General features: G+C 46.4%; 24 protein-coding genes and 2 pseudogenes. 11 read left to right on the top strand and 15 right to left on the bottom strand.

Annotated features, from left to right (window positions below; genetic code table 11):
* The first annotated feature begins 3 nt into the window (after positions 1 to 3).
* On the top strand, positions 4 to 306 hold the full coding sequence (locus tag V6D42_RS09175) for an HNH endonuclease (protein ID WP_333513002.1): 303 nt from the start codon (positions 4 to 6) through the stop codon (positions 304 to 306).
* A 33-nt stretch (positions 307 to 339) separates the two neighbouring features.
* On the opposite strand, the gene V6D42_RS09170 is transcribed toward V6D42_RS09175, so the two are convergent.
* The 8 genes from V6D42_RS09170 to V6D42_RS09135 all read right to left on the bottom strand — a co-directional run bounded on the left by V6D42_RS09170 (position 340) and on the right by V6D42_RS09135 (position 4036).
* The gene (locus V6D42_RS09170) at positions 340 to 558 is read right to left on the bottom strand and encodes a spore germination protein (RefSeq protein WP_010333667.1); all 219 of its coding nucleotides are present in this window, start codon (positions 556 to 558) and stop codon (positions 340 to 342) included.
* 31 nt (positions 559 to 589) lie between these two features.
* A complete protein-coding gene (locus V6D42_RS09165) occupies positions 590 to 991 on the bottom strand; it encodes a spore germination protein GerPE (protein WP_268447685.1) in 402 nt (133 codons plus the stop codon).
* Positions 984 to 1166 (bottom strand): spore germination protein GerPD, encoded by a 183-nt coding sequence (gerPD, locus tag V6D42_RS09160; RefSeq protein ID WP_010333669.1) that lies wholly within the window; start codon positions 1164 to 1166, stop codon positions 984 to 986. The genes V6D42_RS09165 and gerPD overlap by 8 nt, the downstream gene beginning before the upstream one ends.
* Positions 1163 to 1780, bottom strand: coding sequence for a spore germination protein GerPC (locus tag V6D42_RS09155; RefSeq protein ID WP_333513001.1), 618 nt, complete (start codon positions 1778 to 1780; stop codon positions 1163 to 1165). The genes gerPD and V6D42_RS09155 overlap by 4 nt, the downstream gene beginning before the upstream one ends.
* Positions 1781 to 1802: 22 nt before the next feature.
* Positions 1803 to 2036 carry a spore germination protein GerPB gene (locus V6D42_RS09150; protein ID WP_003224438.1) on the bottom strand — a complete coding sequence of 78 codons (234 nt, stop codon included), beginning with the start codon at positions 2034 to 2036 and terminating at the stop codon, positions 1803 to 1805.
* A 14-nt stretch (positions 2037 to 2050) separates the two neighbouring features.
* Positions 2051 to 2272: a spore germination protein gene (locus V6D42_RS09145; RefSeq protein ID WP_168747372.1), complete on the bottom strand. Its 222-nt coding sequence runs from the start codon at positions 2270 to 2272 to the stop codon at positions 2051 to 2053.
* A 490-nt stretch (positions 2273 to 2762) separates the two neighbouring features.
* Positions 2763 to 2927 (bottom strand): aspartyl-phosphate phosphatase Spo0E family protein, encoded by a 165-nt coding sequence (locus tag V6D42_RS09140; protein ID WP_010333673.1) that lies wholly within the window; start codon positions 2925 to 2927, stop codon positions 2763 to 2765.
* A 152-nt stretch (positions 2928 to 3079) separates the two neighbouring features.
* Positions 3080 to 4036 carry a CotH kinase family protein gene (locus V6D42_RS09135; RefSeq protein WP_333513000.1) on the bottom strand — a complete coding sequence of 319 codons (957 nt, stop codon included), beginning with the start codon at positions 4034 to 4036 and terminating at the stop codon, positions 3080 to 3082.
* A 156-nt stretch (positions 4037 to 4192) separates the two neighbouring features.
* Here V6D42_RS09135 and V6D42_RS09130 point away from each other — a divergent pair, with 156 nt between their 5' ends.
* The 3 genes from V6D42_RS09130 to V6D42_RS09120 all read left to right on the top strand — a co-directional run bounded on the left by V6D42_RS09130 (position 4193) and on the right by V6D42_RS09120 (position 8420).
* Positions 4193 to 5098, top strand: coding sequence for a fumarylacetoacetate hydrolase family protein (locus V6D42_RS09130; RefSeq protein ID WP_333512999.1), 906 nt, complete (start codon positions 4193 to 4195; stop codon positions 5096 to 5098).
* Positions 5099 to 5211: 113 nt separating this feature from the next.
* The gene (locus V6D42_RS09125; RefSeq protein WP_010333676.1) at positions 5212 to 5568 is read left to right on the top strand and encodes a YisL family protein; all 357 of its coding nucleotides are present in this window, start codon (positions 5212 to 5214) and stop codon (positions 5566 to 5568) included.
* Positions 5569 to 5735: 167 nt separating this feature from the next.
* A complete protein-coding gene (locus V6D42_RS09120; protein ID WP_333512998.1) occupies positions 5736 to 8420 on the top strand; it encodes a peptidase S8 in 2685 nt (894 codons plus the stop codon).
* A 29-nt stretch (positions 8421 to 8449) separates the two neighbouring features.
* Here the strand turns inward: V6D42_RS09120 and V6D42_RS09115 are convergent, their stop codons facing one another.
* Positions 8450 to 9007, bottom strand: a complete 558-nt coding sequence (locus V6D42_RS09115; protein ID WP_333512997.1) for a DUF2777 domain-containing protein — start codon at positions 9005 to 9007, stop codon at positions 8450 to 8452.
* A gap of 174 nt (positions 9008 to 9181) precedes the next feature.
* Here V6D42_RS09115 and asnB point away from each other — a divergent pair, with 174 nt between their 5' ends.
* On the top strand, positions 9182 to 11026 hold the full coding sequence (asnB, locus tag V6D42_RS09110; protein ID WP_268504839.1) for an asparagine synthase (glutamine-hydrolyzing): 1845 nt from the start codon (positions 9182 to 9184) through the stop codon (positions 11024 to 11026).
* An 82-nt stretch (positions 11027 to 11108) separates the two neighbouring features.
* A pseudogene (locus V6D42_RS09105) lies at positions 11109 to 11935 on the top strand (phytoene/squalene synthase family protein).
* 30 nt (positions 11936 to 11965) lie between these two features.
* Here V6D42_RS09105 and V6D42_RS09100 read toward each other — a convergent pair.
* Positions 11966 to 13333 (bottom strand): MATE family efflux transporter, encoded by a 1368-nt coding sequence (locus V6D42_RS09100; RefSeq protein WP_333512996.1) that lies wholly within the window; start codon positions 13331 to 13333, stop codon positions 11966 to 11968.
* Positions 13334 to 13456: 123 nt separating this feature from the next.
* Here V6D42_RS09100 and V6D42_RS09095 point away from each other — a divergent pair, with 123 nt between their 5' ends.
* The 3 genes from V6D42_RS09095 to V6D42_RS09085 all read left to right on the top strand — a co-directional run bounded on the left by V6D42_RS09095 (position 13457) and on the right by V6D42_RS09085 (position 16606).
* Positions 13457 to 14320, top strand: coding sequence for an AraC family transcriptional regulator (locus V6D42_RS09095; RefSeq protein WP_010333682.1), 864 nt, complete (start codon positions 13457 to 13459; stop codon positions 14318 to 14320).
* Between the two features lie 18 nt (positions 14321 to 14338).
* Complete coding sequence (locus tag V6D42_RS09090) at positions 14339 to 15361, top strand: LacI family DNA-binding transcriptional regulator (RefSeq protein ID WP_333512995.1); 1023 nt, start codon at positions 14339 to 14341, stop codon at positions 15359 to 15361.
* Between the two features lie 204 nt (positions 15362 to 15565).
* A complete protein-coding gene (locus tag V6D42_RS09085; protein WP_333512994.1) occupies positions 15566 to 16606 on the top strand; it encodes a Gfo/Idh/MocA family oxidoreductase in 1041 nt (346 codons plus the stop codon).
* Positions 16607 to 16658: 52 nt separating this feature from the next.
* On the opposite strand, the gene V6D42_RS09080 is transcribed toward V6D42_RS09085, so the two are convergent.
* Together V6D42_RS09080 and V6D42_RS09075 are read right to left on the bottom strand one after the other, a co-directional pair.
* A complete protein-coding gene (locus V6D42_RS09080; RefSeq protein ID WP_333512993.1) occupies positions 16659 to 17168 on the bottom strand; it encodes a DinB family protein in 510 nt (169 codons plus the stop codon).
* 56 nt (positions 17169 to 17224) lie between these two features.
* Entirely contained in the window at positions 17225 to 17833 is a 609-nt protein-coding gene (locus tag V6D42_RS09075) for a LysE/ArgO family amino acid transporter (protein WP_333512992.1), read from the bottom strand.
* Between the two features lie 125 nt (positions 17834 to 17958).
* Here V6D42_RS09075 and V6D42_RS09070 point away from each other — a divergent pair.
* Positions 17959 to 19394: pseudogene (locus V6D42_RS09070) on the top strand (aminotransferase-like domain-containing protein).
* A gap of 15 nt (positions 19395 to 19409) precedes the next feature.
* Here V6D42_RS09070 and V6D42_RS09065 read toward each other — a convergent pair.
* On the bottom strand, positions 19410 to 20048 hold the full coding sequence (locus V6D42_RS09065; RefSeq protein ID WP_333512991.1) for a pentapeptide repeat-containing protein: 639 nt from the start codon (positions 20046 to 20048) through the stop codon (positions 19410 to 19412).
* A gap of 208 nt (positions 20049 to 20256) precedes the next feature.
* Between V6D42_RS09065 and V6D42_RS09060 the strand changes: the two genes are divergently transcribed.
* Positions 20257 to 21060, top strand: coding sequence for an alpha/beta fold hydrolase (locus tag V6D42_RS09060; protein WP_333512990.1), 804 nt, complete (start codon positions 20257 to 20259; stop codon positions 21058 to 21060).
* Positions 21061 to 21085: 25 nt separating this feature from the next.
* Here the strand turns inward: V6D42_RS09060 and cysC are convergent, their stop codons facing one another.
* Both cysC and sat read right to left on the bottom strand, forming a co-directional pair.
* Positions 21086 to 21685, bottom strand: coding sequence for an adenylyl-sulfate kinase (gene cysC / locus V6D42_RS09055; RefSeq protein ID WP_333512989.1), 600 nt, complete (start codon positions 21683 to 21685; stop codon positions 21086 to 21088).
* Positions 21682 to 22851 carry a sulfate adenylyltransferase gene (sat, locus tag V6D42_RS09050; RefSeq protein ID WP_333512988.1) on the bottom strand — a complete coding sequence of 390 codons (1170 nt, stop codon included), beginning with the start codon at positions 22849 to 22851 and terminating at the stop codon, positions 21682 to 21684. The genes cysC and sat overlap by 4 nt, the downstream gene beginning before the upstream one ends.
* Positions 22852 to 22906 lie beyond the last annotated feature (55 nt).

Genomic DNA, 22906 nt, shown 5'->3' with positions numbered 1-22906 from the left:
GATGTGGCAAAACAGACTGTCGGGATATGTGAGCTATGCGGCCGGAGCGATGTCCAGCTGACAGAGCACCATCTCACACCGAAGGAAGAAGGCGGTACGTTCCTGCCGACTGCGGTGCTTTGCATCCCTTGCCATAAACAGATCCATGCCTTGTATACAAATCAGGAACTGGCAGTTCGACTGTCCGGAATTGAAGAGCTCAGAAGTGATCCGAAGCTTGCCCGGTTTGTCAAATGGATCAGAAAACAGCCGCCTGAAAAGCTGATTAAAACAAAGAAGTCCAATGAACGGAAAAAGAAAAAATAAAAAGCAGCCCTCTCTTTGCAGAGCGGCTGCTTTTTATCCGTTTCCAACCATATCCTGATCGCTGACATCGGGGTCTATATAATTTGTCGCGTTGACTGCGTTGTTTAATAGAAGGAAATCTCCCGTGTTTCCTGCTCCCGAACCGAGCGCAGATTTTGAAGAGCTTTTCGGAGAAAGGTAAAAGGAATCACCAAAGTTTACGACTCCGCCCGATATGGAATTGATAGCTATAGGCCCGACAATTGCTGGCATACACGACACCCTTTATAGAAGTCTCTGTTTATTATATGCCCGTGCCGGACGATTGTGAGTTTGGAGGAATAATCTGCCGGATATGTTTAATCCGCGCGTCACCGCGTACGACCGAAGCTGAGCCTGCATGAAAAACGGAAGAGGATGAGACCCCTTGAATTTTGATGTTGCGGACATGAATGACAGGCACCTCATGGCAAAAAGCGGTTTGCACGCCCGTTTCCGGAAGAAGCTTCACAGCGTGCTGCTCAAAAATGGGATAATCCTTTCTATTAAATGAGCCTTCATTTTCATAAAACGTTGAAAGCGAGCGCTGAACAGCGAGCACTTTTATTTTCATATCGATTTCGTTTGTATCGCCTGCTTGAAATACGCTTGCGATACCGAGAGAGTTAAATTTAATCTGTCTGATGTGGGATAGACGCTTAAGCATGATTCGACGGCAGCGGAGCAAATGGACCGATAATAAGAGATTCAGGCGGCGTATCGAAAATGGAAGATAAATAGATGGATTCTGCGTCTCCAATGTGGAAAACAGAGGAACTGGATACACCATTCATTCGGATATCTCCGACTTCGAGGCTGCGGTTGACGACGGTAAAGATCATGCTTGCTCATCTCCTTTCATCTCGGAGGGGATATGTTCGAGAAAATGTTCCACAGCACGGATCACATCACGCTTTACATGCTCAGCAATATGTTCCGCATATTGTTTGGGCGGTATGTTTTCTTCTTTTTTAATATGAGACATATAATAGTGAATTCGGCTGTCTATTTGTTTTCTGATGTCCTCAATGACATGATGCCGATTTGTATCGTCAAGCCTGCTGTCATATTGGTTTTCTAGCTGCTCCAAAACAGAAGGGATTTCCTCGGTTAAGTACATGTCGACGTTCTGCCGGATTTGCTGCATGAGCTGGGCGCTCTCTTCCTGCTGCATCATTCCGATTTCAGGTGTGGTCTGGCTCACTTCAAAGTTTTGAACGCTGTTCGGGTCTGTCGGATTTAAACCGATATTCAGCGTGCCATCGAGACGTTCGATTTTCAGCTGATCAAATTTATATTCCACACGCTCAATAGTTGTGGCCGGCCGCTGTTTCATGGTATTCATTTCAGTTTGCATCTCTTTCAGCTGCCGTTCGAGCTGCTGAATATGCAGCGCCTGCTGCTGAACGAAGGAATTCAAGTTTTGCAAGTAAGAGGAAACAGATTGATCATACATGTCTTTCACCTCTTTCATATGATTAACGGCCAGGAGGCTGGAGCGGAACCAATGAACCTGTATCGGGCTCCTGTAATTCGACTGGCTGCCCCTGAGCGGAAACCTCGGGAGCCGCTTCTACATAGCTGCCTGTATTGTACAGGTTAGAAAGCGATTTAATAGATCCGGCGCTTCCGATTTGCAGAATGGAGGAGTTGCTGATGGATTCCAGCCGGAGATAGTTAATTTGAATGGTTTGATTGATATAAAAATTCATGAAGCATCACTCCTTTACGCATTGCCTGCGATCGGCTGATCAACCACATCATTGTCGTACACATTCGTTGCGTTTTTATAATTCATCACCTTAAGGCCGTCACCGGTATTAAAGCTGCCTGCCCCGGCAAACGTTCTGACCTCAGCTTGAGGAGAAATGGTAATGCAGTCTCCGATGTGAACGACTCCGCTCGTACCGACCGCATTAATTTTAAACGCTCCGACAATTGCCGGCATACGAGCACATCCTTTGTTGTTAAATTGAAAAAAGGCAGGTGAAATAAGGACAAGATTTATTTCTGCTGGGCTATTCACGATAGCTTATGACATACGCACATTTGTGTGAGAGAAAATTAAATGGGGACATGTCGGAGAGATTATAAAAAATCTGTTTGTTTTTTTCGGGTGAAGGCTTAAACATTTCAGAAGCTGATTATTGTATAAGGCCAAGCGGAAATGCGGCAATGGTGCCGCTGTCCGCCTGCGTGATTGTATACTGTTTTGCGTTGGTGTATGGGCAATAGAGGTACAGGAAATGTCTTTCGGAGTAATTCGTGTTGCTGGAGTATTATCTGCCGTGATGTTTCATGCTGATCCAGAAAGGATCTGCTGAATTGTTCAAGTTCTGTTTTCAGGCGGCAAATTCTCGCCCAGAGGCGTGTCTCAGGATGTTGCTCAGCAATATGCGGCGGGTGATGCGGGAAGCCTTTGGATACATATCATATGATCACACACGGGCGTTTTGCCCCCAAGAGGTGATTTCTTCTTTAATTCGAATATTGAGCAGACTGTCGAGCTCTTGGCTGCATTGAATCGTTTCTTTTGAATTCATACCGTATTTTTGTGCTGTTTTAATTAGCATAACTCTCAGTTCTTCAATTTTTCTGTTCATGAAACAATCTCCAATTCTAGATTTTATTGTGGTGCATACAGGATATAGATAGTATAACCTATTTTGGCTGAAAAGGTTGCCTTTCGTCAATTTGACTAAAAAAGCGACAATTTTTGCTGCGGTCTTTTTGACTTGCTATGGTTGAGAAAGGACTATAGTCTTGCCAGATGTATTTGTAAAAAGTCCTGCCGCTCTTCGATTTCGTGCAGGATATTTGCTTGTTCCTTTTCTAACTGTAAGGGGCTTTTTTTTATGTGAGGATCATCGCCTGCTCTTTGACAAATGTCAAAAAGCCAGTCTCTGATAAACGGAGACAGACGGTCGATCGTAAATTCCCGGCTCAGCACATTTTTCATGAGTGTGTGATATTGTGCCCGGAAAGCTGGAATGGAGAGAAGTCTTGACGCAAGTGTACGGCCGTTTGTCAATAGAGGGTCCTCTTCAGTAAATCCGTATGCGGCAAGCGTTTTTGTTTCCATGGGAGCTATGTGAAAGCGGCCGGACTCGTTCAAACAAAAGCCGTAATAAAAGGCTTGGCGGGTGCAGACGCTGCCGATCAGCCACAGAAAAAACAGCTTTACATCAAGATACATTTTAATTCGTTCGGCAAATTCTTCATCCTCCGCTGTGCAGATCAGCGTGAGAAATTCACGTAAGTATGCGGTCCGTTGTTTGTTTTCAATGGAAGCTTCGTGTTTGAAAACAGACAGCGGAACCCTTGGATCGGTATCCTTCACTTCATAAATGGCTCCTTTCGGATGCCGGCGATTCATATCGAGCGCATCAATTTTTAAATAAATGCCTTCTCTTTGACCATTGATGATCAGGAAGATGTAGGAAGCATCATGGGAAGCGACGCCAAGTTGATGAAAAAAACAATAAGCAAGCCTGCGCCGCATCAGTGAAGGATCATCTTGTTCTGCATTCAGAAAAAACTTTTTTTCGCTGAGCGGAGACTGTTCACAGTTTATTTCATAGGACGCCTTTTGCAGGGTGTCACGCTGTGTGAGAAGAATGGGAGAAACGGTTCTGTCTGTCAACATCAGTCCCTTGGCAGTCCCCGTTCTGTTAAGCTGCTGCCGACGAAAAAATAAATGTATGCTTTCCATATTCTTTCCTCCTCTTCAGACGCCATTTGTATGATATGTACAGCGAGCCAGTCCCGAAACGGGAATGAAAACACGCATTTGATAAAAAGGAATTTCAGCATTCGACAGAGAATAACTGAAGTAGAACTCTGATTTAAAAGATGATGGAGGAATAACATGAAATTTGCGACAGGGGAACTTTACAACCGAATGTTTGTCGGCCTGATCATTGAAGATGATAAAATTATGGATTTGCAAAGGGCTGAAAAAAAACTGTTTGAACTTGAGACGATTCCGGGATCGCTGATTGAATGTATCGCAGAAGGGGATAAATTTGTTGCGCATGCAAGGCAGCTGGCAGAGTGGGCAAAGAAACCGAATGATGAGCTTGGATCATTTATTTACTCATTATCTGACGTGAAGCTCCATGCGCCTATTCCTAAGCCGTCAAAAAATATCATGTGTATCGGCAAAAACTATAGAGATCACGCAATTGAAATGGGCAGTGAGGCTGACATTCCGGAGCATCCGATGGTATTTACCAAATCGCCTGTAACAATCACAGGTCATGGTGATACGGTGAACAGCCATGAAGAGGTCACCTCTCAGCTTGATTATGAAGGAGAGCTTGCTGTCGTCATCGGAAAAAGCGGCACCCGCATATCAAAAGAAGACGCATATGACCATATTTTCGGATATACGATTGTGAATGACATCACGGCGCGGGATCTGCAAAAAAGACATAAACAGTTTTTTATCGGAAAAAGTTTGGATACGACATGTCCGATGGGACCTGTGCTTGTACATAAATCGTTAATTCCCGATCCGGAGCGCCTTAAGGTTGAAACGAGGGTCAACGGCGAGCTGCGCCAATCCGGCTCGGCAAGCGATATGATTTTCTCTGTCGCGGAATTAATCGAAACCCTTTCAATGGGGATGACGCTTGAAGCGGGAGACATCATTGCGACCGGCACGCCGTCCGGTGTAGGTAAAGGCTTTACACCGCCGAAATTTCTGCGGCGAGGCGATCAAATCGACATCACGATTGAACCCATCGGAACGCTGTCAAATCAAATCGGCTAATCATAAGGGGGGCGGCACAGGAACCGCCCGCTTTTTCTGTGGATCATCTTTGTGGCAAAGGACAAGTTCATGGTACTATAAGTGGGGTAATTTATCTGATAGGGGGAACCTGTATGACACATCTACATATTACGACATGGGTGGTGGCGCTGATTCTGCTTTTCGTCAGCTACTCGCTCTATTCGTCAGGAAGTGCGAAGGGCGCAAAAATCACTCATATGATTCTGCGGCTATTCTATATCCTTATTATTTTGACAGGAGCTGAGCTGTTTGTCCGTTTCGCCAACTGGAATGGAGAATACGCCGGGAAAATGATTCTTGGCATTATCACCATCGGCCTGATGGAAATGCTCCTCATCCGCAAGAAAAAAGAAAAATCAACTGGAGGCCTATGGATCGGCTTTATCATTGTCCTTGTGCTGACAGTGCTGCTCGGTCTTCATCTGCCGATTGGATTCCGATTATTTTAATAGAAAAAGCTTGAACCCGGTTCTAAGAGAGTCGGGTTTTTTTGTATGGTTCCCCCCTGATATTCCAAATCATTTAAAATAACCTTAAAATTCCCTGTAAGCGGTATCTCGGCCTATGAAATTATGATACATTTCAAAAAGATTCATTATTTTACAGGAGGGATAACATGAAACGAAGAAAATTCAGCTCTTTTTTGGCGACAGTGCTAATTTTCGCACTGATCTTCAGCCTTTTTTCTCCAGGCACCAAAGCAGCAGCTGCCGGAACCATTGATGTAGCCGGTGTGCTGGAAAAAGGCAAGGAACAAACAGGAACCATGAAGGAACCGGAACAGGCGAAATGGTATCAAGTGAATCCGGGAAAGGCAGATATTCAGAAAGACTCTCATATGGCATTGACTGTTAAGAGTGATGCTGTTCTGAATGTATCTGTCTACCCAAGCAAGGAAAAAGCGCTTAAGGATGAGACGTTTGACATGTACCGTTCCTACACAGCAGAGGATGGAAAAAGTGAAATTGTTTTTCCATACGCGTGGAGCGGTCCTTACTATGTAAAAGTTGAATACCTCGGAGAAGAAGAACCAGAGGACGGCGGAACGGCCGAAGCAGCTGAGGAAGCCAAATATACGATTGGATATACAGGCACCAAAAAGCAGCCGTCAGATCTGGAAGAGGAAGAAGCCTGCCCGGTGGAAATGAGTGTCGATCAGAAAAAATCGGGAAAAAGCATCCTGGACAAGCTGAGAACGATTCGTGATGAGCAGCTGAGCCAAACAGCAGAAGGCAAAGAACTGACAAGCCTTTACTACAAAGCGGCGCCGTTTATCGTGGCAAAGCTAGCACTCAATAAAACAGCAAGAAATGAAATCTATCAGGACCTTGTCACATTAAAGCCACTGTTTGAGGATGTGTCAGAAAACGGAGCTTCTTCTTCATATAAGATGACTGAAAAGGATCAAAAAGCGATCAATCGGCTTTACGATACAGCTTTACAATCAGTCCCGTCTTTCCTTAAAGAGGAGATGAAGAAACAGGCGGAACGATTAAATATCAAGCAGCTGCAAGGCAAAACAGCAGGAGCAATTTTAACAGAAAACAAGATTGCGGCAAAAAGCGAAGTTCAGACAACAAAGGTCATTTTCAAGGTGAAGAATAATAAAAGCCTCTCATCCGTACATAACGAAATGAAGGGCTTTACTGCCAGCGCGCAATCGAAAAAAGACATTTCTAATGTGAAAAAGGCAAAGAAACTGTTTGACAACCTGTACTCTTTTGAACTACCGAAGGATCAAAAGCAAAGCGGGACATACACGGCAAGCGCAAAACGCGTGAAAAGCGCTGCCGCGACATTATCCAAGATGTCTAACGTAGAGTTTGCGGAACCTGTGCAGGAATACAAAAGCCTGTCTAACGATGTTCAGTACTCCTATCAGTGGCCGCTTAGAAACAACGGTGAAAACGGCGGCATCAAAAATGCGGATGTCAAATACGAGCCTGCCAGCACATTGCTGTCTAAGCGCAAACTGAATGATACATTGATTGCGGTTGTGGACACAGGTGTAGACAGTACGCTTGCTGATTTAAAAGGGAAAGTAAGAACCGATCTCGGGCATAATTTTGTCGGACGGAATAACAATGCAATGGATGATCAGGGGCATGGGACACACGTCGCAGGCATTATTGCCGCCCAAAGCGATAATGGCTATTCTATGACTGGATTAAATGCCAAAGCGAAAATTATCCCGGTAAAAGTGCTTGATTCCACAGGCTCCGGAGATACTGAACAAATTGCCCTCGGCATCAAATACGCAGCTGACAAAGGAGCAAAGGTCATTAACTTAAGCTTAGGCGGAGGCTACAGTCGCGTGCTTGAATTTGCTTTGAAATACGCGGCTGACAAAAACGTCCTGATTGCGGCAGCCAGCGGAAACGACGGAGCCAATTCCTTATCTTATCCAGCTTCCTCTAAATATGTCATGTCGGTCGGAGCGACGAACCGTATGGATATGACAGCAGACTTCTCTAACTACGGGAAAGGTCTCGACATCAGTGCGCCGGGTTCTGATATCCCGAGCTTGGTGCCGAACGGAAATGTGACGTACATGAGCGGAACGTCCATGGCGACACCTTATGCGGCGGCTGCGGCAGGACTGCTGTTTGCACAAAATCCGAAGCTTAAAAGAACAGAAGTGGAGGATATTCTGAAAAAGACAGCGGATGATATTTCCTTTGAAAGCGCCGACGGCGGAGAAGAGGAAATGTATGACGATAATGGCGATCCAATTGAAATTCCCCGCATCCCAGGCGTTGACTGGCATTCCGGATACGGCCGGCTGAATGTGATGCAGGCTGTCAGTGCTGTTGATTTACAGGTGAAGGTCAATAAGCTGGAAAGCACGCAAACAGCCGTCAGAGGAAAAGCGAAGGAAGGCACGCTGATCGAGGTGATGAGCGGCAAGAAAAAACTCGGCAGTGCCAAAGCGGGAAAAGACGGTGCATTCAAAGTCAGCATCCCGACTCAGAAACAAGATAAAGTCCTGCATGTGAAAGCCTCTAAAGGCGATGCAAAAACATCCTTACAAGTGGTTGTCGTGAAAGGAAAACCATCCGGCACACCGAAAGTAAAGGCTGTCAAAACGAAAGACACAGCAGTAAAAGGCACGGCGAACAGCAAAGCAGTGATCAAAGTGAAAGACAAATCGAAAAAAGTGATCGCTTCTGGTAAAGCTGACGCCAAAGGGGCCTTTACGGTAAAAATCAAAAAACAAAAAGCCGGGACGGTGCTGTACGTCACGGCAGCTGATACGGATAAAAAAGAAAGCAAGGCTGTAAAGGTTGTTGTGGAAAAATAAAGAAAAAGCGGTGCCGAAGCACCGCTTTTTTATTTGCGTCCCCGCTGAACCGCTGAATACATAATGGAGCGCTTTCCATCGGAAGCCGTCCATTCGAACCGGTCGCCAGCCGCTCCTTTGCTGTAATGGTGCTGCAGCGCGCATTGGGCCGTGTCGTTTGAGAAGTGATAAAAGGAAACACCCTGCTCCTCTGAGATATCTAAAAAGACATCTTTATTATAAGAAAACACGCAATCGAATATCGATAAACCAAAGCTGTGCAAATGCTGCAAAAAAGCGAGAAAGGTCTCATCATCCAGCGAATCCAGAAGCGCCATGAGCGGACGTTTGACCGATTTTTCATAGCGTATGCATTCTCCGCCGGAAAGGGAGATATCCTCTCCGCAGCATGTCAGAACCAATTTGTTCTGGAAGCCGGCCAGCTCCCACTTCCCTTCACGCTGAATCCAGATCGGTCTGTTTTGAAGACTTTCCGCCAGCAGCACATCACCTTCCTGGTTTTCAATTAAGCATATGCCGTCTTCGATCAGAATGGTGCCGTATTCCCATTTCTGTTCATCTTTATATAGAAATTGTTTTCGTTTCATAAATGAAGTGCTCTCCTTTTTTCTTCGTTCCTCTCTTTTCTTTCCAATACAAGCCTGTCCCATACAACTCTTTTGTGGACAAATCAACTATCTGTCTATAGATGCATAAACTTACTAAGGTGCTGAAAGAAACGAATTTGATACCGATAGAAACGGGATTGGAGCTGATATCACATGTGTGGAATTACGGGTTGGGTCGACTTTAAAAAGCAGCTCGTCCAAGAAAAACAAACGATGAACAGAATGACAGACACTCTTTCCAAACGGGGGCCTGATGATTCTAACGTTTGGGGAGAGCACCATGTTTTATTCGGACATAAAAGGCTTGCGGTTGTCGATATTGAAGGCGGACGCCAGCCGATGGCATGCACCTATAAAGGGGATACGTACACAATTATTTACAATGGTGAGCTGTATAACACGGAAGATCTGCGCAAAGAGCTGCGGGCGCGGGGTCATCAGTTCGAGCGGACGTCTGATACCGAGGTATTGCTGCACAGCTACATTGAATGGCAGGAGGATTGTGTAGATCGCTTGAACGGCATTTTCGCCTTCGCCGTGTGGGATGAAAAGCGTGATTTGCTGTTTGCGGCGAGGGACCGTCTTGGCGTGAAGCCGTTTTTTTATACGGAGCAAGGCTCTTCTTTTCTCTTCGGATCGGAACTCAAAGCCATCCTCGCACACCCCGAGGTGAAAGCGCGGGTGGACAGAACGGGTCTCTCGGAAATTTTCGGGCTTGGACCGTCCAGAACTCCGGGTACAGGCGTGTTTAAAGGCATAAAAGAAGTCCGGCCGGCCCACGCGCTGACGTTTTCTAAAGACGGTCTGAACATATGGCGTTATTGGAATGTCAAAAGCGAGAAACATACGGACAGCTTTGAAGACAGTGTGGCCAATGTGAGATCATTGTTTCAGGATGCGGTGACGCGGCAGCTTGTGTCGGATGTTCCGGTTTGTACGTTCCTATCCGGCGGACTTGATTCGAGTGCCATTACCGCCATTGCCGCAGGTCATTTTGAAAAGGAAGGAAAAGCCCCGCTTCATACTTATTCGATTGATTACGAAGAAAACGATAAATTTTTTCAGGCGAGCGCCTTTCAGCCGAATGACGACGGGCCGTGGATTGAAAAAATGACAGAGGCCTTCGGCACGACGCACCATAAATGTGTCATCAGCCAAAAAGATCTCGTCGATCATTTGGAGGAAGCCGTTCTGGTCAAAGACCTGCCGGGAATGGCTGATGTCGACTCGTCTCTCTTGTGGTTTTGCCGTGAAATCAAAAAGGACTTTGTCGTCAGCCTGTCAGGAGAATGCGCGGATGAGATTTTCGGCGGTTATCCCTGGTTCCATACAGCAGACGTTGAGTCCGGTTTTCCGTGGATGAGATCGACAGAAGAGCGGATGAAGCTCCTCTCCGATTCGTGGCAGAAAAAATTGAATTTGAAAGAATACGTATATGCAAAATACGAAGAAACCTTGGCCGAAACACCGTTATTAGACGGTGAAACAGGTGAGGATAAAGCGAGAAGGCAGCTGTTCTATTTGAATATGCTATGGTTTATGACCAATCTTTTGGATCGTAAGGATCGCATGAGCATGGGAGCGAGCCTTGAGGTGCGGGTGCCGTTTGCTGATCATCGGCTCGTTGAATACGTCTGGAATATCCCATGGGAAATGAAAATGCATGACAACCGGGAAAAAGGTATCCTGCGAAAAGCACTTGAAGGCATTTTGCCTGATGACATCTTATATCGTAAAAAAAGCCCGTATCCGAAAACCCACCATCCTGAATATACAAAAGGAGTCAGCGAGTGGCTGAAAGCGATCAGGAGCCAAAAGGACTCCGTGCTCCATACCCTGCTGGACAGAAAACAATTGGATCAGCTTTTAGAGACGGAAGGCTCCTCCTTTCAGGTCCCATGGTACGGACAGCTGATGAAAGGACCGCAGCTGATCGCCCATCTTGCCCAAATTCATACATGGTTTGAGGCGTATCGAATTGATATTGAAGAAGCTTAAAAGAGAGGCCGATTCTGCAAAAAGGAATCGGCCTTTTCTTCATATACATTTGCGAAAAAACATAATAGACTTGAAGAAGTGAATACATAGGAGTGAATAGGAATGAAAGAGATAAAAGAAGCTTATCAGCAATGCGGACAGATTGTCAGTGAATACGCGCCAGCGTGTTTTAAAGCATTCTCATTTCTCCCGCTGAAGCAAAGACAAGCTGTTTGGGCAGTGTTGGCGTTTTGTCATACGACAGCCAGTGCGGACGAGGAGGCGTTACCTGTATTCGAAGCTGAGGCTGAACATGTTTTTCAAAGAACAAGTAACGGGAAACACGATTTGTGGAAGGCGTTTGATCATGCGTATCAAACATTTAGATTAGACAGCGAGCCTTTTCGGGAATTCCTTGCCGCAAAGAAAGAAGAACCGAAGACGCATGAAACCCTTGATGAACTGCTCATGGGTGCATATCAGACGGGCGGAAACGCGGGATTAATGCTGCTGCCGATGCTGACGCGCCGAAATCAAGATCAGCTCAAACAAGCAGCCGTCTCTCTCGGCTTGGCCATACAGCTGATTCAAATTTTAAACAATCTCGGCACAGATCAGCACCAAAAAAACTGCATTCCCCGCGAGGTGATGCAGCAATTCGGCTATACAGAGGCCGATCTTCAAAAAGGCACCGTCAATAAAGCGTTCACGATGACGTGGGAGTACATCGCTTTTGAAGCGGAGGCTTACCTTGAAGAGTGCCTGGATGCCCTGTCGCTTTTCCCTCAGTATTCTCAAAAAGCGGTAAAAGCTGCAGCACAGCTGTACCGAGCCATTCTGGAAAAAGTCCGAGCGGAGCAGTACAACGTTTTTGAACAAAAGCACGCCTTAACAGACAGCGAAGTAAAACTGATTCTGTCCAAACTGTAAAAAAAACACCCGGCTTGTTCTGCCCGGGTGTTACGCCATCCCTTTTTGAATCCAGATCCGTGAGCGCCATCTTCTGTACATGAGGATTCCCCGGACCCATTCATCCGCGATAAAAGAAATCCATACACCGGCAAGCCCGAAGCCGAGATGAATGCCGAATAGATAAGCAAGAGGAAGGCCGATGCCCCACATGGAAATCATGGCCATGTAGACTGGGAATTTCGCATCCCCCGCGGCGCGCAGGGAGTTAATGATAATCACATTAAACGAGCGGCCCGGTTCAAGGATGATGGTCATCGCAATCAAAAGGCTTGCAGTGGCAATAATATCAGGGCTTTGCGTAAAGATGCCGATAAGGTCTTTTGAAAAGATTGTCATCAGAACAGATGTGGCCGCAGCGATTCCGATCGCCCAATACAAGCTTTTCATGCAGCGCTCATATGCGGCGTCAAACTGTTTGCCGCCGATATAGCGGCCGATTAAAATTTGTGTGCCTTGGCTGATCGCAGTCCCGAAGAGCAGAATAAACATCGTAATATTTTGCGTATACACTTTGGTTGTTAAAGCCTGCGCACCCATGATGGCAATAAAATAAGTGACAATCATTTGCGAAAGGTTATAAGAAAGCTGTTCGCCTGCTGAAGGAATGCCGATTTTCAGCAGCTTGCGCAAATGGTCTTTATGCATATGAAATACCTTTCTCAACGACATCTTCAGCTGAATGCGTTTGTTTACAATGACAATCATCGCGATTAATCCGATGACACGTGCGATAGATGTAGACATGGCAACACCGGCAACGCCGAGAACAGGGAAGCCGAACAGACCGAAAATGACAACAAAGTTTCCGGCAATGTTTAAAATGTTCATGCCGATTGTGACAAACATTGTATCCTTTGTGTGGCCGTAGCTTTTTAAGATCGCGCTGAATGTCATGATTAAAGCCTGAATAAAGGACAGACCTCCGACAACTTGTAAAAAGACTTTAGCGTCAGGCATCAGCTCATTTGATAACCCCATCATTTGAAGCAGAGGAACTGCCGCAAAAAAGATGAGAACGCTGATGGCAAGGCTGATGAAGAAGTTGGCTCCGATTGACACATAAGCGACTTCCATTGCCGCTTTCTTTTGCCGGGATCCTAAAAATTGTGAGATGACAACAGTTGTACCTGTTGCGATAAAGCTGAACATCACGATAATTAAATTCAAAATCTGGTTGCTGACGCCGACTGCCGCCACACTGTTATCTGAGTATTGGCTGAGCATCAGTGTATCAGCATTACCCATAAACATATATAATGAGACCTCGATAAAGATCGGCCAAGTAAGCGAAAATAATGAGAACGATTTGTCAGCGGGTTTTTTCAAAGCAGTTGATTTGAAGACAGCTTGTTTCATAGTGTCTAACCCCTTTCGTAAATAAAATCAACGTTTTAAAGTGTACCTCCATTTCCTTATAATAAAAAGGGAGAGAAACGATACTTCTTGCAAAAATCCGACTTAAAAAGGAGGATGATCAAATTGCCTCGCATCCTGTTTACAGTCCCGCCTTTTCCGGTATTTATTGCAGCCGGAGAAGGTGTTTTTAAAAAAGGAGAAACTCATGTCAAACGTGTTTTCTCTGTATTTGATCTGATATACGTCAAGCAGGGAACGTTATATATCACTGAAAATGAAAAATCGTTCTCCGTTGAAGGGGGCGAATATATCTTGCTTTCTCCCGGTCTTGAACACTATGGGACAAAGGGCAGTGATGAAGCGACCTCCTATTATTGGCTTCACTTTGATGAACATAGATACGAATTTACCGCAAAAGGGGGCAGCAATTGGGCAGAGCTTCAGCAGGAAAAGGGGAGCTTCGAGGAACCGGCCCGCTACGGACTTGCATTGCCGAGAAAAGGCAAGGTGCAGCGCCCGCAATTTATGGCACAGCAATTTGAAAGACTTATTGATTATTCTGCAGAAAACTCCGATTTGCCGCTCAGAAAACAAATTTTGTTTGAAGAATTGATGCTGCACCTGCAAAAAGAGGCGTTCCAAATTCCATCTGCAAAAGAGCGGGTGGCATGGGAGGCGGCCCGATACTTACAGGAGCATTATAAGGAGAAAACGACAATTAAAGATCTGTCGCTCGCCCTGCACTATAATCAGGATTATGTGACCCGCTGCATGCAGCAAGTGCTTGGTGTTACGCCGGGCCAATACACAAATCGGGTGAGAATGACCGAAGCCAAGCGCCTTTTATCCTCGACAAATGATAAAATGGGCGTCATCGCGGAAACGATTGGAATGGAGGACCCGACATACTTTTCAAAGCTCTTTAAGCAAATTGAAGGCATTTCACCAATTGAATACCGGAAAATTGTCAGCCGGAAAGTTCAATAAGCAGACGAGGGGATGAAGATGAAAACGACAATTTACGATGTGGCGAGAAAGGCGGGTGTCTCGATCACGACCGTATCGCGCGTCATTAACCATACGGGCCGTATCAGTGACAAAACAAGGCAAAGGGTCATGAATGTGATGAAGGAAATGGAGTACACGCCCAATGTCCACGCCGCTGCTTTAACGGGAAAGCGAACCAATATTATCGGCCTTGTGACGCCTGATATTTCAAATCCGTTTTACGGCGAGCTCGCGAAAAGCATAGAGGAAAGAGCGGATGAGCTTGGTTTTCAGATAATCATTTGCAGTACCGATTATGATCCGAAAAAAGAAACGAAATATTTTTCTGTCCTAAAGCAAAAAAACGTAGACGGCATCATTTTTGCGACAGGAATTGAGAATCATGACAGCATGGCCGCTTTAGAGGAAATCATTAACGAACATATCCCGCTCGCCATGATTTCTCAGGATAAGCCTCTTCTTCCGATGGATATCGTCGTGATGGATGATGTTCTTGGCGGGTATGAGGCTGCCAAGCATCTTCTATCACTGGGCCACACAAAGATCGCCTGCATTGTGGGTGATGGGTCAACGACAGGTGAAAAAGACAGAATCAAAGGATTCCGGCAGGCGATGGAGGAAGCGAATGTGCCGATCGATGAGTCGCTGATCATTCCGACACGCTTCTCTTTGGAAAGCGGAAAAGAAGAGGCTGGAAGATTGCTGGACAGGGATACGCCTACGGCTATTTTCGCTTTTAACGATGTATTGGCCTGTGCCGCCATTCAGGCGGCGAGAATAAGAGGCATGAAAGTCCCGGATGACCTGTCCATCATTGGTTTTGATAACACCATACTCGCTGAAATGGTCGATCCGCCCCTGACTACAATAGCCCAGCCGATTAAAGAAATGGGGCAGCGCGTCATTGAACTGCTGACCGAAGAAATCGAAGGAAAACGAAAGACAAAACAAAAAATAGTGTTATCACCTGAGCTAGTGATCAGGCATTCTACATCACCGTTAAAGAAAAGAATCCGATAAAACAGCGGGTTCTTTTCTTTTTGACAGCGAAGGTGAAAAAGATATTGCTTGGAAAGAAAAGACATTGTAAAATGAAATCACCTTTTGAGAAAGCGCTTGCTCAATAAATATCAGCCAAATAGTGGGTAAACCGCTATTTTTTTAAAACATTTTGATGAAGCGCTTTCATCAGGCGGTAAAAAAGGAGTATGAGGAGATGAGGACATGGGGAATCGAGTAAGATGCGCGGTATTAGGGTTAGGGAGACTGGGACACTATCATGCAAGAAACCTTATGACCAGTGTTCCGGGAGCTGAGCTTGTCAGTGTCGGTGATCCGATGAAAGGGAAAGCCGAGCAGGTCGCTAAAGAATTCGGGCTTGAAAAATGGTCGGAGGATCCGCATGAGATTTTAGCAGATCCCGAGATTGATGCAGTGGTCATCGTAACGCCAACAAGCACACATGGGGAAATGATCATCAAAGCGGCGGAAAACGGCAAGCAGATTTTCGTTGAAAAACCGCTGACATTAAGCCTTGCGGAATCAAAGGCGGTTTCTGAAAAAATAAAAGAAACAGGTATTATCTGCCAGGTCGGTTTTATGAGGCGTTTTGATCCTGCATATGCGGATGCGAAACGGCGGATAGATGCAGGTGAGATCGGCAAACCCATTTATTATAAAGGCTTTACACGCGACCAGGGAGCGCCTCCCGCTGAGTTTATCAAACATAGCGGAGGGATCTTTATCGACTGTTCCATCCATGACTACGATATTGCCCGTTATTTGCTCGGAGCGGAGATTACTTCTGTTTCCGGACACGGCCGGATTTTAAACAACCCGTTTATGGAACAATACGGCGATGTTGATCAGGCGCTGACGTATTTAGAATTTGATTCCGGCGCAGCTGGGGACGTCGAGGCAAGCAGAACTTCTCCATACGGACATGACATCCGTGCAGAAATTATCGGGACAGAAGGCAGTATTTTCATAGGGACATTGAGAAATCAACATGTGACCATCCTGACCGCTAAAGGGAGCAGCTATGAGATTATCCCAGACTTTCACACTCGTTTTCATGAAGCCTACTGCTTGGAGCTTCAGCATTTTGCCGAGTGCGTCCTGAATGGAAAAACGCCGATTGTGACGGATATCGATGCAACGATCAATTTAGAAGTCGGCATCGCCGCAACCCATTCGTATCGAAGCGGCAGGCCTGTACAGTTGGATGAGAAGAGTGCTTACACTAGTTTGTCAACCTTATCATGATACCTATAGCTTCCGTATTCCTGCAAATTCCTATCAAAAAAGCAAGGACAATTTAGCCCTTGCTTTCTGTCTTTTCATATAGATAATAGACATAATCGGTTGGTACACCTGTATGGCCAAGCTGCCTCAGCATTGCGGTCACGTTCCCTCTGTGATACGTGCCATGGTTGACGACATGGAGGATGACGTCTGCATAAGTTGTCTCTAGTGTTCCATGTGTCGGATGCTGAAATGAGACTTGCTGTTCAAAGTCCGTCTGGCGGCTGAAGAAATCATGATACTGTGCCTGCAGATCAGCTACATGCTCTTTAATCGCTACCATATTACGATGTGCTGCCTCGAATTTGCCGACACTGTCTATCACCTCTTTGTAGGTTGCTCCTGAAAGAGTTTTCAGCCATATGTAGTCAGCCCTGCACATATGAAGCAGCACGTCGCTGACAGAAGGGAATACGCTCTTTACTTCTTGATAAGCCGTTTCCTCCGGCAGGTTTTCGATATGGTTCAATACTCGCTTGTTCGCCCAGCAATGGTAGTCATAAAACTGTCTTGCATCAGTCACAAACATCGCCCCCTTTTCTAAATAGAATTCGATGTTTAGGCTGTGTTTTCCTTCAGTTAACGAAAGATCGAGAACAAGAAATAGACGGCGGCAGCCCACATTACCACCGCAGAACATTTGTTTACGATTAGCATAAGCCTGCCGCTTGTATCCATTGTCTGAAACAGCCGGCCCGCTATCGCAAGACTGATAAACCAAATCCAAGACACAGCGATGCAGACGGTCATAAAGAGCCATTTCTCAAGCCCTGAATATTGGAGCGAGCTCGTGCCGATGATGCCGATCGTGTCCAGAATAGCGTGTGGGTTTAAAAGAGAAACGGCGGCCGCAAACGCAGCTTGTTTTTTAGCTGTGAACGTATGTTTCTCATTTTGGTTTGCTTTCGGACGGCTGTTCCAAGTCACCCAGCCCATATAGAGAAGAAACAAAAATCCGCCGGTCATCATGACGGTTTCAAACATAGGCAGCTGCTGCACAATGACAGATACGCCTGCAACAGCTAAAACAATTAGCAGAGTATCGCAGACAGAAGCGCTAATGATGGCGGGGAGTGCCCGCCAAATATGCCTTTGCCACGCTCCCTGCTGAAAGATAAACACATTCTGCGCCCCCAGCGGCAAAATTAAGCCGAAGGCCAGCACGATTCCGTGAATCATTGCATTCATGCTGAAAAAACTCCCTTCACATCTGTTTCTCTCATGATAATAGAGGAGATTCTACATGTCTCCGGCCATTTGGTTGGTTTTGAAACCAGCCAAATGTATAATGATGAAAAAAAGGGAGCGTAACGTTGTCACATTGGCAGCCGAGCCGTGAATCGGACATTCCGCTTCATCGGCAAATCGAGCAATATATAAAAGAAAAAATTCTCCATGGCGAGTGGGCTGTAGGGACGAAAATTCCGTCGCAAAGAACGCTGGCGGATCTGTTTCAGGTTAACCGGAGCACAGTGACAGCGGCGATTGATGAACTCGCGTCTCAAGGTCTGTTAGAGGGGAGAAGAGGCGGCGGCACGAAGGTAGTAAACAGCACATGGAGCGTGCTTGCGTCAGCTCCGCCGCTTGATTGGAGCACCTATGTCCGCTCAGGGATTCATCATCCCAATTCTTCTATTATTCAGGATATTAATAAAAACGAGGCGCGAGCGGATATCATTCGGCTGGGGACGGGGGAGCTTTCACCAGAGTTGCTGCCGGCTGAAACGATGCGCAGGATGTTTCAGCAAATCAATCAGCCTGCCCTTTCTTTAGGATACGAACAGCCGAAAGGAAATATAAACCTGCGGGAGGCGGTGGCTGAGCATTTAAAAACAAAGCATATCAATGTGTCACCTTCCGCCATTTTAATTGTATCCGGCGCACTGCAGGCGCTCCAGCTCATTTCGATTGGGCTTTTAAAGCGGGACTCAGTCATTTTGACAGAAAAACCATCCTATCTTCACTCTTTGCATGTGTTTCAATCAGTGGGGATGCGGCTTCGCGTCGTGCCTATGGATGAAGAAGGAATGCAGCCGGGACTGATTTCAGCTTATCGGAAGCAATACGGGGGCCAGCTGCTTTACACGATCCCGTCGTTTCATAATCCGACTGGCATCATCATGTCAGAGAGGAGAAGGGAAGAGATTGTCAATCTGTTAAAAAAAGAGCAGCTGCCGGTCATTGAGGATAATGCGTACGGTGATTTGTGGCTGGAAGAACAGCCGCCGCTGCCGTTAAAGTCGATGGATCGGAAGGCAATGTCCTGTATCTCGGCACGTTTTCGAAAACAGTAAGCCCCGGTCTTCGAATCGGCTGGCTGGTCGGCCCGGAACCAGTTATTGAACGGCTGGCTGACATTAAAATGCAGACGGATTACGGATCAAGCGGCCTCTCTCAATGGGCAGCGGCGCAATGGCTGTCACAAGGTTATTATGATGAACACCTCGCTTGGGTAAGAGTGGAACTGAAGAAAAGGAGAGACGCGGCACTTCAGTTTCTTCAGCAGTATGCAGGGGATATTGCCGAGTGGTGCATTCCAGCCGGCGGCTTTTATATATGGGTCACATTCAAGAAACAACTGCCTGTTAGGCAGCTGTTTCTTGAATTATTGAAACAGCATGTGCTGGTGAACCCCGGTTCCATTTATGACGGCGAAGACCGGCGCAGCATCCGGCTGTCGTATTCCTATGCTTCTCTTCAGGATCTGAAACCGGCATTAAGGCGGCTGCAGAGACAGCCCGCCGCCTGATGACACAGGCTTAAGCTAGACGATGACAGCCCCGAGCGCTCTCGCAAAGGCCATTGCGTGCTCCGGTGCAATTTTGCAGCCTTTTAATTTGTCTAGTGAGACATGGATCTGTTCAAACCTGCAGGTGCTGATGTCCACGTTTTGAAGTGACGTACCGGTAAAGTTGGCGCCCTCCAGTTCGCATGCATCAAAGTGTGTCTGCTGGATCGCCATGCTGCTGCATTCACTTTGAAGTAGGATACAATGATGAAACAGAACGTGTTTCATGTTCGAATAATAAAATGAACTGAATTGTCCATGACATTCCTCGAACGACACATTCCGCAGCGTTGAGTCCGCCAGGTTCATCCCGACCATCTTCGATTGCTTAAATAAAGTTCTGTGAAGAACAGCCCCGCTGAAATCAGCGTTCGATACATCACATTTTTCGAAAATTACATCTGTCAGCTCAATAAAACGAAAGGAAACATCGATAAACATGACATTCCGAAAGACGGTTTTTTCAATACAAAGCCTGTCTATGTCTTCACCGGAAATTGAACAATCTTCAAATAAATGCATGCTGATTACATCATCTGTTGCAGCCGCTTCATGAAAATCGGCAACTTGCAGGTTTTCTGGTACGTACGGTTTTTGAATCGCAGTTTTATTCATCATCTGACATCCTTTACATTCCTGAATGACCTAAAGCTATCAGGATCAATTTCATAGATCGTTTACGCGAATTGATACATATAGTAAAACGTGAAGGGCCTTTTCTGGGTGCTGCAAGCCCGCTTGTTTTGTAAGCATAAATGCAAAGCTTCCAGGACGTCAAGGCGTTTACAAGACCGGAAGGAAAAGGGAACAGGAGGAATGTGGAGTGGGGCATTACGTAAAAACCGAGGAGCATGTGACACTGTTTGTGGAGGATATCGGGCAGGGAAGGCCGATTATTTTTTTGCATGGCTGGCCGCTGAATCATAAGATGTTTGAATATCAAATGAATGAGCTGCCGAAAAGAGGTTTCCGTTTTATTGGTATCGATTTTCGGGGCTACGGGGATTCCGACCGCCCGTGGGAAGGCTACGATTATAATACGATGGCTGATGACGTGAAGGCCGTCATTTATACGCTGCAGCTTGAGAACGCGGTTCTTGCCGGTTTTTCGATGGGCGGCGCAATTGCGATCCGCTACATGGCAAGGCATGAGAGCGCCGATATCGATAAGCTGGTTTTATTGTCAGCGGCCGCGCCTGCATTTACAAAGCGCCCGGGCTATCCGTACGGCATGAGGAAACAGGACATTGATGACATGATTGAACAATTCAAAAGCGATCGGCCGAAGACGCTTGCTGACCTGGGAAGACAGTTTTTCGAGAAACAAGTCTCTCCGGAGTTCCAGCATTGGTTTCAGAACCTTTTGCTGGATGCTTCCTCTTACGGAACGATTCACTCAGGCATTGCGTTAAGAGACGAGGATCTCAGAAAGGACCTGGCAGACATCAAGGTGCCGACACTCATCCTGCATGGCAGAAAGGACAAAATCGCTCCGTTTGATTTTGCTAGAGAATTAAAACGCGGCATAAAGCAGTCGGAATTGGTTCCGTTTGAGAACAATGGACACGGGCTCTTTTATGAGGAAAAAGAAAAAGTCAACAGCCTGATTGCGCAGTTTGCTAAATAAAAAAACCCGATCAATGTCGGGTTTTTTAAATAATGGCTTTGCGCTGCAATTCTTTGATGATCAAATCAGCTCCGTCCGTAATGGACGTTTGGTCAGATTCAATGATCAAATCGGGAGAAAGAGGTGCTTCATATGGAGAATCAATCCCCGTGAAATGTTTAATGTCTCCGTTGCGCGCTTTTTTATAAAGACCTTTCGGATCCCGCTGTTCACAAATCTGGAGCGGGCACTTCACATAAATTTCCAGGAATTCTCCGTCGGGAAACAGCGCTCTGACCATATCCCGATCCTCTCTGAACGGAGAAATAAAAGCTGTTAAGATCATCTGGCCGCTATCGACAAACAGCTTCGCGACTTCCCCAATCCGGCGGATGTTTTCTATTCTGTCCTCAGTCCGAAAGCCGAGATCTTGATTCAATCCGTGGCGGATATTATCGCCGTCTAGCACATAACTCCGAATTCCCATGCGATAGAGCTTTTCATCTACTGCATTGGCGAGGACTGATTTTCCTGAGCCGGACAGACCGGTAAACCAAAGGGCGCAGCTTTTATGTCCGTTTAAACTTTGTCTGTCAGATTTTCGGATCGCCGCGGGATGCCAAACGATATTCGGATTGTGTGTCATTCTGATCCCTCGCTGTTTCTCTGAATGGCAACAGGCTGCTGATGGAGCCCTTTTATCAGTACGTTTGCGACCTCAGGCCGGCTGAATTCCTTCGGCGGTTTTTTGCCTTGGCGGAGAAGCTCCCTCACTTTAGTGCCTGATAAATGGATGTGATCTCTCACGCTGTGCGGACACGTTTTGGAGGTGCCCATATTTCCGCATTTCCGGCAGTAAAAGCTATGCTCAAAAAACAACGGCTTGATACCCAACTCTTCCTCGGTGAACGATCCGAAAATGGTCTGTGCGTCGTACGTTCCGTAATAGCTGCCGACGCCTGCATGATCGCGGCCGACGATAAAATGGGTGCAGCCGTAATTTTTGCGGACGAGCGCATGGAAAATCGCTTCACGCGGTCCGGCATACCGCATGGCGGCAGGGAACACCGATAACATCACCCGATCCTTTGGATAATACTGGTCAAGCAAAACTTGATAGCTTTCCATTCTGATATCACTCGGAATATCATCTGATTTCGTTTCTCCTACTAGCGGATGAAGCAGCAGACCGTCGACGGTTTCCAACGCTGTCTTTTGAATATATTCATGGGCTCTGTGAACGGGATTTCGGGTCTGAAAGCCGACAATCGTTTTCCAGCCGAGCTTTTCAAAGGCCGTTCTCGTTTCCGCCGGCGCTGCATAAAACTGTTCGAAGGACTTGTCGGGAAAGCGGCTGACAAGGATAGGCCCTCCAATATAAAAGTCCGGCCGCTCCAGCAACTTTTTCACTCCGGGGTGAGCGGGATCGTTTGTTTTATAAACAGACAGCGCCTCCTGTGTTTTATCTGGCTGATAGATATCGGTCACTGTCATCATGCCGTACGTCACGCCGTGTTTCACAAGCTTCACGTGATTTCCGACAGACAGCTGTTTTGCTGTTTCTTCGCTGACAGGCAGCGTAATAGGCAGGCTCCACGGCAAACCGTTCGCCAGCCTCATCTCTTTCACAACGGAATGATAATCTTTTTCTCCCAAAAAACCTGTTAACGGGCTGTAGCCGCCAATCCCGATAAGCTCGAGGTCGCTCAGTGCCAACTGATCAAGCTCAGCTTCGCAAGTGCAGCCATCAAAAGTGCATGCGGGATTGAAGCGGTTGATTAACACCCCTCCATGGGGCTCGATTGCATTCACGTGCCTAACCTCCATCTTTGCGATTTACATTGTTTTTAACAGTCTGGACGGGCTT

The organism is Bacillus sp. 0909A (genome assembly GCF_036765115.1).
In the GTDB taxonomy this organism is placed as follows: domain Bacteria; phylum Bacillota; class Bacilli; order Bacillales; family Bacillaceae; genus Bacillus; species Bacillus mojavensis.
The sequence above is the reverse complement of the archived record's forward strand: the minus strand, read 5'-3'. Positions and strand labels throughout refer to the sequence as shown.